Below are 9,610 nucleotides of genomic sequence, written 5' to 3' on the forward strand. Positions count from 1 at the left end.
AATTTCCCGTGTTCGCGCGCAAAGCTTTCCAGCCATTTTGCGAAAACCGGTCCGGCGCGGCCCGGCCGCGTGCTGCCGATGATGACGTTCAACTGGTGCTTCAAGGCAGGCTCCCGCCGGTTACTGGCATCTGTGATGCTGCCACCTAAGACACGCAGCCGGACACAGCAAGCACGCACTTTCCCGTGCCCCGGTCACATTCCAGAGAGCGGGGTGCTTCGCCTTCTCGTCCGGTCACATGGACGCCTGCCGTGCCCGCCACTACATTGAGGTGTCAGCGGAGCACGCCATGGACAGTCAGCCCGTCCCCTTCGTCCCGCCGGCGCCGAAGCCGCGCACGTCGCCGCCTTCGACGCTGGAGATGATCCGCATCGTCTACCGCAATCCGCTCGAACTGTGGGGCGAGCCGACCTACAACGAGCCCTGGATTTCGGTGACCGGCATCGGCGGGCCGCTGGTCATCGCCAACGACCCCGGTCTCATCCGCCACGTGCTGGTCGATAACGCCAAGAATTACAAGATGGCGACGGTTCGCCAGCTGATCCTGCGGCCGATCCTGCGCGACGGCCTGCTGACCGCCGAGGGCGAGGTGTGGCGGCGTTCGCGCAAGGCGATGTCGCCGGTGTTCACGCCGCGCCATATCTTCGGTTTTGCCGAGCCGATGCTGAGGCGCACGAGGGAGTTCGTCACGCGCTACGAGGGCGGCGGCACGTTCGACATCGCTCACGACATGACGCTGCTTACCTTTGACATCCTGGCCGAGACGCTGTTTTCCGGTGAGATTTCAGGCGAGCCGGGCAGCTTCGCCAAGGAGATCGACCGCCTGTTCGAGACGATGGGTCGGGTCGATCCGCTCGACCTGTTGCGGGCACCCGATTGGCTGCCGCGCCTGACCCGCATCCGTGGCCGCAAGACCATGGCCTACTTCCGCAAGATCGTCACCGACACGGTGCAGATGCGCGAGGCGCGGTTGAGGCGTGCTCCGGACACGGTGCCGCAGGATTTTCTCACGCTGCTGTTGAAGGCAGAGGGACCGGGCGGGCTGACCCGGGCCGAGGTCGAGGACAACATCATCACCTTCATCGGTGCCGGCCACGAGACTACGGCCAGGGCGCTCGGCTGGACGCTCTACTGCCTTGCCGAAGCGCCGTGGGAGCGCGAAAAGATCGAGCACGAGATCGATACCGTGCTGGCGCGTGAGCCCGACCCGACAAAATGGCTCGACGCCATGCCGCTCACCCGCGCCGCCTTCGACGAGGCGCTCAGGCTCTATCCGCCGGCGCCGTCTATCAACCGCGAACCGATCGAGCCCGAAACCTGGAACGGCCTCTACATACCGCGACGCGCCGCGGTGCTGGTGATGCCGTGGGTCGTCCACCGCCATCGGAAATTGTGGGACCGGCCGGACGCTTTCATGCCGGAACGCTTCCATCCGGGAAACCGCGAAAAGATCGACCGTTTCCAGTATTTGCCGTTCGGTGCCGGGCCTCGCGTCTGCATCGGCGCCAGCTTCGCCATGCAGGAGGCGATCATCGCGTTGGCGATCATGCTGTCGCGCTACCGTTTCGACACCACCGCGCAAACCCGCCCCTGGCCGGTGCAGAAGCTGACGACGCAGCCGCAAGGCGGGTTGCCGATGCAGGTTACCAGGCGCGCGGCGTAGGCAACCGCACGTCCGTTCGTGTTATGCGGCGGACTTGCGTTGGAACTGGCCGGCGGCGCGGTAGCGCCAGAGATAGCTGGGCAGGATGGTTCCGATCGACCGTGGCTGGATCCCGAGGCCGGCGAGCGCCCTGTTGTCCTTGACGGCGGCTTCCGACACGACATTGTGCTGGCGCAACAGCAGGACCTGGTCCTTGGTCAACAACGGATTGGGCAGCAACCCTAGAATTGACGCCTGTAGGTTCGCCAGCCACCATGGCACAGGCAGCAAAAGCCGCTTTCGTTCGATGATGACAAGCAGCTCTTGCATGCATTCCTTGAAGGTGAGCACTTGCGGCCCGCCGAGTTCATAGATCCGGCCGCCCTGGACCTTGCCGTCGACCGAATGCGCCACCGCTTCGGCGACGTCGCCGACATAGACCGGCTGGAATTTCGTCTGCCCGCCCCCGATCAGCGGCAGCACTGGGGAAAAGCGGGCCATGTTGGCAAAGCGGTTGAAGAAACCGTCCTCCGGGCCGAAATTGATCGATGGCCGCAAGATCACGGCGTCCGGGACCGTCTCCAGAACGGCCTTTTCGCCGAGCGCCTTGGTACGCGCATAGTCCGATTGCGCGTCGAGATCCGCACCCAGAGCCGAGATATGGGTGAGGCCGGCGCCGACGGCGCGCGCTGCTTCGGCAACAGCGCGCGCGCCGAACTCGTGGACGGCAGTAAATTTCTGTCGGCCGGCCTCATGCGCGATCGCCACCAGATTGACGACATGGTCGGCGCCTTGCACGGCGCGGTCGACCGACCAGCGCACCCGGACGTTGGCTTGCACCGGCTGGATCTGCCCGACATTGCCAAGCGGTTGCAAATGACCGGCGAGATCGGGCCGGCGGCAGGCGACCCGGATGCGGTAGCCGCGCTTGGCCAGCGCCCGCACGACATGACGACCGACAAAGCCGGAGCCGCCGAACACGACCACGAGCTTTGGGGTCTGCAGGATTTCGGTCATGGTTGGCTCCGGCGGGCTATCCAGATGGGCTTGATTGAAGCCGTTTCATAGTCGGTTTCGCGCCAAAGGCAAAGGGCGACCATAGGTCGCCCGGCATTGTTGAAGCATGATTTCTGGTATCCGTTCGAAACGGCAGAAAACCCGCCGACGCCCGGCTTTAGGGTAACTCCATTCGGGACAGGAACCTTTGTTCGGCCGGCGATTTTAGATGTATGGTTTGATTCCGAATGGAGGATATTGCCGATGACGACAAAACGCGTTGCGCTCTTCGCTCTGGCTTTCGCAACAGGCTGCAGCATTGGTGCCTCGGCATTCGCGGCAAACCGGCATCACCACCAAGCTCAACCCGAACGCTACGTTCCGGCCAACGGAGACATCATCGACATTCTGTTCGGTGGCCCGCGCTACTATGACAACCACCTGTTCACGACGGCCGCCGAACCCTGCTCCTACAACAGGGTAGGACCGGACGCGAATGCGGCGAACGTCATCAACGATCATTATTGCGGGAAGTAGGCTCGCGCTGCCGGATCGGCCGGCCTTCTCAGCCGCTCATCGGACAAACGAATTTCTTCAGGACGAATAGCGGGCGGCGAATTCGGAAATGCGTTGCACCACGGCTTTCGGCGCGCTTATGCCGCGCGCCGCCGCCTTCTCCGCGGCCTCGGCCCGGGCACGCCCCGGCACATGCACGCCATAGCGCCGCCGCAGCCGGTCGAGCTGATCCTTCATCCGTTTCTCGAAGTCCGGATCGAGCAGCTTGGGCTCGACGGCAAGCACGAACAGGCCGGTTCCCGGACTGTCCGGCCCGCCGCTGAACCATGGCGCATCGAGCGACCAGTTGGCGCCCGATAGGCCCGCAGCCAGCACCTCGACCATCAGCGCGATGTTGGCGCCGCGCTGGCCGCCGAAGGCAAGCATGGCGCCCTTCATGGCGGCTGCCGGGTCCGTGGTCGGATTGCCGCTGGCGTCCAGTGCCCAGCCTTCAGGGATCTTCTCGCCGTCCTCGGCCGCCTTGCGGATGTTGACGAAGGCGGTGGCGCTCGACGACTGGTCGATGACCAGCGGCGCCCCGTCCGCGGCGGGCGCGGCAAAGGACATCGGGTTGGTGCAGTAGACCGGCTTGACCGAGCCCGAGCCAGCAAGCACGGCCGGGCCGTTGGTGGCGGCGAACGACACCAATCCCTGCGCGGCCAGCCGTCCGGTGAAATAGCCGAGCGCGCCGCACGTATAGGCATTCTTCTGCGAAAAGATGGCGACGCCGAACAGCCGCGCCGCCTTGGCGAGGTCATCGATCGTGCGGTCGAAACCGGTATGCGCTAAGCCGCCGCGCGCATCGGAGAGATAGACCGCGAGCGCCGGCCTGGTGATCACCGGATCGGCGTTGCCGTCGATACGGCCGGCCTCTAGTGCTTCAAGATAATCGATGAAGTGCGACAGCCCGACGGTCGACAGTCCTTCCGCCTCGGCTGCGACGATCGAGGCAGCCAGCGACTGCGCCGCCTCTTCGTTGGCGCCAGCGCCAAGTGCGGCCATCCGGCACAGCCCTGTCGCCTGGTCGAGACTGAGTTGCATTGTGATTGCCATGGATATCTGAGGGAATGGGTCAATGGTGAATAGTGAATGGTGTGGGACTTAGCCGGTAACACTACGGGCCACTGACCACTGACTATTCACCATTCACTATTCACCATTAACCTAACCAATCTTGTTCGGAATCCGCGCCTCGATCTTGCCCAGGGTGAAGACGAGGATGCCGGTGATCGCCATATAGATCAACGCCAGGAGCAGCAAGGGTTCATAGGTGAGGTAGGTATCCTGACGCACCTTTGAAGAGACGGCGAATATGTCGATCACGCTGATGGTCGCCACCAGCGGCGTCGATTTCAGCTGCAGCACGGTTTCGCCCGTCAGTGTCGGCAGCGCGCGGTAGAAGGCCTGCGGCAGCCAGATTCGCTGGAAAATCCTCCAGCGGCTCATGCCGAAGGCGCGGGCGGCTTCCAATTGGCCTTTCGGCACGCCGGCGAAAGCGCCTCGCATCACCTCGCCCTCATAACCGGCGAAGGACAGCGTCAGCCCGAGCACGCCATAGGGCCATGCCTGCCTCAGATAGGGCCACATCCAAGACTCGCGAATCCATGGATATTGTGGAAACAGCGAGCCCAGCCCGTAATAGAGCAACCAGAGCTGCAGCAGCAGCGGCGTCCCTCTGATGACGGTGCAGAAGACCTTGGCGGGTGCCGCGAACCAGAACGAGCCGGCAGCCTGCGCCAGCCCGAGCGGCACGGCGAGCAGGAAGCCCAGCGTGCAGGTGACGGCAAGAATCCACAGCGCGCGCCAGATGCCGAGCAATCCCATCCCGTAATATTTAGGCAGCCAGTCCCAGCGCATGAAGACAGCCGCCGCCAAAACCAGTCCCAGCGCGATCAGGATCAGCACGATACGATGCGGCTTCAGCCACAGCGAAGCGCGTGCCGCTATCTCGACGGCCGCTTCGCCAGTCATCACCGGGCCAGCCATCACCGGGCCTCCTTGAGCGAGGGCATGCCGCGGCGGGCCCAGCTCTCGATGCGGCCGATGATCAGGTTCGAAACCAGCGTCAACAGAAGGTAGATCGCGCCGGCGGCGACAAAGAATGTCAGATAGGCTTTGGTTACGCCGGCCGCCTGCCGTGTCGCCAATGTCAGCTCGAAAAAGCCGACGACCGCCAGCAGGGCGGTGTCCTTGGTGGCGATCAGCCAGAGATTGGCAAGGCCGGGTATGGCGAACGGCAGCATCGCCGGCAGCGTGATGCGCCGCAGCAGCAGGCCGGGAGACATGCCATAGGCGCGCGCGGCTTCGATCTGGCCCTGCGGAATGGCGAGGATCGCCCCGCGGATCACCTCGGTCGAATAGGCGCCTTGGCAGAAGCCGAGCACGGCAATGCCGGCCGCCAGCCCGCTAATGTCCATGCGCTGATAGCCCATTGCCGTCAGCATCTGATTGATCAGGTCGGTGCCGGCGTAATAGAGCAGAAGAATCAGCACCAGCTCCGGCACGGCGCGCACGACGGTCGTATAGACTGCCAGGAGATCGCGCACCACCGGACCACCATACAGCTTGCCGGAGGCGCCGCCGATGCCGATCAAAAGGCCGAGACAGGTGGCGCCGACCGCGATCTCGATCGTATGGAGCAGCCCAACGATGAGCGTTCCACCCCAGCCCGGCGGCACGGGCGAGAGAAGCGCGATGGCAGAGGCGGCCCAAGCCGGAACAAATGCGTCGATCAGCGTCGCCCTCGAATTGCTGGCGCTAAAACCGCCGGCGATCTCCGCCCGCGGAAGCACGCGTCGATGGATTTCGACCAACCACGCGGCTCTATCGGGGCCGCGTGGTTAATCGCTCATGGATGGGGCCGTCAGTTCGACTGCGTGTCGGCGCCGTAAATGTCGAAGTCGAAGTACTTCTTCGAAATCTCGTCATATTTGCCGTTGGCGCGGATGGCCTTGATGCCGGCGTTGATCTTTTCCCTCAACTCGGTGTCTTCCTTGCGGACGCCGGCGCCGACGCCGGGCCCGAGAATGGCCAGATCCGGCGCGACCATGCCTTTCAGATCGCAGCATTGCTTGCCCTGGTCCGATTTCAGGAAGGCGTCGAGGGCGATGGAATCGGCCTGCACCGCGTCGACCCGGCCGGCGGCAAGATCCTGGTTGGCCTCGTCCTGGGTCTGGTATTCCTTGATTTCCGCCGCGTCAGCGAAGTGCTTCTTGGCGTAGTCGGCGTGCACGGTCGAGACCTGGACGCCGATGATCTTGCCCTTGAGGTCCTCCGGTGTCGAGCCGAACTTCTGGTCCTTCGGCCCGATGATCGCAGTCGGGGTGTTGTAATATTTGTCGGAGAAGTCGATCGTCTTCTTGCGTTCGTCGGTGATCGACATCGAGCTGGCGATGACGTCGATCTTCTTGGTCGTCAGCGCCGGGATGATGCCGTCCCAGGCGACCGGCGTGATGACGCAGTCGAGCTTCTCCTCGGCGCAGACAGCGTCGATGAATTCGATTTCCCAACCGACCCATTTGCCGGACGCATCCGGCGAGGTGAACGGCGGATAGGGCTCGGCAGCGACACCGATCTTGACCGGATCGGCCTTGGCCACGCCCATGGCGGCAACGCCAAGCAGCAGCGCTGCGGCAAAGGTCTTGAGAATAATCTTCATCGTCATGACTCCCAGTTTTGTTGTTGTTCCCGATTTTCGTCCGCCCACAGTTTAACTGATGTTGCGGATGAACTGCTTCAGCCTTTCGGATTTTGGTGCGCCGAAGATCTGTTCCGGCGGCCCCTCTTCCTCGACCAGCCCGTTATGGAGGTAGACGACATGCGTCGCGACCTCGCGGGCAAACTTCATCTCATGGGTGACCAGCACCATGGTGCGGCCTTCGCGCGCCAGGTCGCCGATCACCTTCAGCACCTCGCCGACCAACTCCGGGTCGAGCGCCGAGGTCGGCTCATCGAACAGCATGACGCGCGGATTGATGGCCAGCGCCCTGGCGATCGCGGCGCGCTGCTGTTGGCCGCCCGACAGATAGGCGGGATAGACGTCGCGTTTTTCGGTCAGGCCGACGCGGGCGAGCAATTTTTCCGCCTCGCCGATCGCCACATCGCGCTTGACGCCGAGCACATGCACGGGAACCTCGATGACGTTCTCGATCAACGTCATGTGACTCCACAGATTGAAGTTCTGGAAGACCATGCCGAGTTTGGAGCGGATACGCTCGATCTGCTTGCGGTCGGCGGGCACGGTGTGGCCGTAGCTGTCGGCCTTCAGCTTTATCTCTTCGCCATTGACGCGGATGATGCCGCTGGTCGGGTTCTCCAGGCAGTTGATACAGCGCAGCAGCGTCGACTTGCCCGAGCCGCTGCCGCCGATGATGGCGATCACCTCGCCATCGCGCGCCGACAGCGAAACGCCCTTCAATACATGCAGTTTGCCGAAATTCTTGTGCAGGTTCTGGACGTGGATGGCTTCGGCAGCGCCGTTCTGCGCCGTATGCTTCAGGGCGGTGGCCGGCGCTGTCATCGCCGCGGTGCCCCGCGGAGCAGCCGAGGCAGTCCTTGCTGGAATTTTTTACCCATTACCCGTCACTGGACAGCGTTCCGATTCTCAAGATGGACCGTTCCGCTTGCCTCCGTCAACCGCAGTTTTTGGACCATTGATCACGGCCAGCCGAGTGGCTATTGGCAGGAGGGGCGCGTTTCAGGAGAATTTTGTGGGCAAAGCATACGGGTCGCAGTCGATGGCCGGGCCGCTGCAGCGTGTGCTGATGCGCTCCGCCGCCAGCGCCATGCATCGAGCCAAAGCACTGGATTGGCACTACGGTCCCGGCTTCGACCCGCAAAAAGCGGCGGTCCAGCATGAAGCGTTGGCCAGGCTGATTTCGGCCTCAGGCGCCGAAATCGAATGGCTGAACGACGCCGATGACGGGCTTGCCGATTCGGTCTTTACCCACGATCCCTCGCTGATGACCGATCATGGCGCGGTCATCCTTGCCATGGGCAAGGCGCTGCGCCGGCCCGAGCCCGGCCTGCACGAGGCAGCCTACGGGCGCATGGGCATCCCCGTCCTCGGCCGTATCGAGGCTCCCGGCCAGGTCGAGGGCGGCGACTGCGTGTGGGTGGATGCAAACACACTGGCCGTTGGCCGCGGCGTGCGCACCAATCAGCACGGCATCCAGCAGCTCTCCAACCTGCTTTCACCCAAGGGCATCCAGGTCTACGGCTTCGACCTGCCGCTCTGGCAGGGCGAGGAGGCCTGCCTGCACCTGATGTCGGTGATCAGCCCGCTCGCCGACGATCTGGCGCTGGTCTATGCGCCGCTCCTGCCGGTCGCCTTCCATCAGATGCTGCGCGAACGTGGCATTCGGCTGGTCGAGGGCGACGCCGACGAATTCTTCACCTCAAATGGGCTCAGCCTGAACGTGCTGCCGACCGCGCCGCGCCAGGTTATCGCCGTTGCCGGTTTTCCGAAGACGGCGGCTGCCATGCAGGTCGCCGGCTGTACGGTCTCGACATTCGAGGCCGATGCGCTGTGCATTGCCTGCGAGGGCGGCCCGACCTGCCTCACACGCCCGGTGTTAAGACAATGACGACGATCGGCGAAGCGCTCATCACCTTGCTCGAAGCGCACGGCGTCGACACCGTCTTCGGCATTCCCGGCGTGCACACAGTCGAGCTCTACCGCGGGCTGGCGCGGTCGAAGATCCGCCACGTCACGCCGCGCCACGAGCAGGGCGCCGGCTTCATGGCCGACGGCTATGCGCGCGCCAGCGGCAAGCCGGGCATCGCCTTCGTCATCACCGGGCCGGGGCTGACTAACACCATCACCGCCATGGGCCAGGCGCGCGCAGATTCGGTGCCGATTCTGGTAATCTCGGGCGTCAACGCCACACCGACGCTGGGCAAAGGCCTGGGCCATCTGCATGAACTGCCGGACCAGCGCGGCATGATGGAGAAGGTGGCGCTGTTTTCGCACCGTGTCACCGAGGCCGGCGAACTGCCCGGCGTGCTCGCCCGTGCCTTTGCGCTGTTTTCATCCTCGCGTCCGGGTCCGGTGCACATCGAGATCCCGACCGATGTCATGAGCCTGCCTGCCAGCGGCATCGTGCCACTGCTGCGGAATTCAGCGCCGCCCGAGCCGGATGTGGCGGCGATTGCAGAGGCGGCAAGGCTATGCGCGTCTGCCCGCCGGCCGCTTATCCTGGCCGGCGGCGGCGCCAAAGCTGCCGAAGCGCCGTTGCAGCGCCTGGCCGAGAGGTTGGGAGCGCCGGTCGTACAGACCGCCAATGCGCGCGGCCTGCTCTATCGCCATCCGCTTGGCGTGCCAGCCAGCCCCAGCCTGAAGGCGGTGCGTGCGCTGATGGCCGACGCCGATCTGGTCATTGCGGCCGGCACCGAATTCGGTCCGACCGACTATGACGG

At 64.0% G+C, this 9,610-nt stretch carries 10 protein-coding genes and 1 pseudogene; 4 read left to right on the top strand and 7 right to left on the bottom strand.

Features of this window, described 5'->3' with window-relative positions; genetic code table 11:
- Window positions 1-104: pseudogene (locus E5W70_RS18290) on the bottom strand (NADPH-dependent FMN reductase); the annotation flags it as partial.
- A gap of 185 nt (window positions 105-289) precedes the next feature.
- Here E5W70_RS18290 and E5W70_RS18295 point away from each other — a divergent pair.
- A complete protein-coding gene (locus E5W70_RS18295; RefSeq protein WP_292660449.1) occupies window positions 290-1,663 on the top strand; it encodes a cytochrome P450 in 1,374 nt (457 codons plus the stop codon).
- A 21-nt stretch (window positions 1,664-1,684) separates the two neighbouring features.
- Here the strand turns inward: E5W70_RS18295 and E5W70_RS18300 are convergent, their stop codons facing one another.
- The gene (locus E5W70_RS18300) at window positions 1,685-2,659 is read right to left on the bottom strand and encodes a complex I NDUFA9 subunit family protein (protein ID WP_292660452.1); all 975 of its coding nucleotides are present in this window, start codon (window positions 2,657-2,659) and stop codon (window positions 1,685-1,687) included.
- A gap of 243 nt (window positions 2,660-2,902) precedes the next feature.
- On the opposite strand from E5W70_RS18300, the gene E5W70_RS18305 reads away from it, so the two are divergent.
- Window positions 2,903-3,175 carry a hypothetical protein gene (locus E5W70_RS18305; RefSeq protein WP_292660454.1) on the top strand — a complete coding sequence of 91 codons (273 nt, stop codon included), beginning with the start codon at window positions 2,903-2,905 and terminating at the stop codon, window positions 3,173-3,175.
- A gap of 57 nt (window positions 3,176-3,232) precedes the next feature.
- On the opposite strand, the gene E5W70_RS18310 is transcribed toward E5W70_RS18305, so the two are convergent.
- From E5W70_RS18310 to E5W70_RS18330, 5 genes are all read right to left on the bottom strand, one after another.
- Window positions 3,233-4,234: an Ldh family oxidoreductase gene (locus E5W70_RS18310; RefSeq protein ID WP_292660457.1), complete on the bottom strand. Its 1,002-nt coding sequence runs from the start codon at window positions 4,232-4,234 to the stop codon at window positions 3,233-3,235.
- A gap of 123 nt (window positions 4,235-4,357) precedes the next feature.
- Window positions 4,358-5,164: an ABC transporter permease gene (locus E5W70_RS18315; RefSeq protein ID WP_292660493.1), complete on the bottom strand. Its 807-nt coding sequence runs from the start codon at window positions 5,162-5,164 to the stop codon at window positions 4,358-4,360.
- Between the two features lie 14 nt (window positions 5,165-5,178).
- Window positions 5,179-5,844, bottom strand: a complete 666-nt coding sequence (locus E5W70_RS18320; protein ID WP_292660496.1) for an ABC transporter permease — start codon at window positions 5,842-5,844, stop codon at window positions 5,179-5,181.
- 212 nt (window positions 5,845-6,056) lie between these two features.
- Window positions 6,057-6,851 carry a transporter substrate-binding domain-containing protein gene (locus tag E5W70_RS18325; protein ID WP_292660460.1) on the bottom strand — a complete coding sequence of 265 codons (795 nt, stop codon included), beginning with the start codon at window positions 6,849-6,851 and terminating at the stop codon, window positions 6,057-6,059.
- A gap of 51 nt (window positions 6,852-6,902) precedes the next feature.
- On the bottom strand, window positions 6,903-7,712 hold the full coding sequence (locus E5W70_RS18330; RefSeq protein WP_292660463.1) for an ABC transporter ATP-binding protein: 810 nt from the start codon (window positions 7,710-7,712) through the stop codon (window positions 6,903-6,905).
- A gap of 217 nt (window positions 7,713-7,929) precedes the next feature.
- On the opposite strand from E5W70_RS18330, the gene E5W70_RS18335 reads away from it, so the two are divergent.
- Both E5W70_RS18335 and E5W70_RS18340 read left to right on the top strand, forming a co-directional pair.
- On the top strand, window positions 7,930-8,778 hold the full coding sequence (locus E5W70_RS18335) for an arginine deiminase family protein (RefSeq protein ID WP_292660499.1): 849 nt from the start codon (window positions 7,930-7,932) through the stop codon (window positions 8,776-8,778).
- The coding region (locus E5W70_RS18340) for a thiamine pyrophosphate-binding protein (protein ID WP_292660465.1) at window positions 8,775-9,610 on the top strand (836 nt) is incomplete at its 3' end. The genes E5W70_RS18335 and E5W70_RS18340, both read left to right, overlap by 4 nt.

This window comes from Mesorhizobium sp. (genome assembly GCF_005063415.1).
GTDB lineage: Bacteria > Pseudomonadota > Alphaproteobacteria > Rhizobiales > Rhizobiaceae > Mesorhizobium.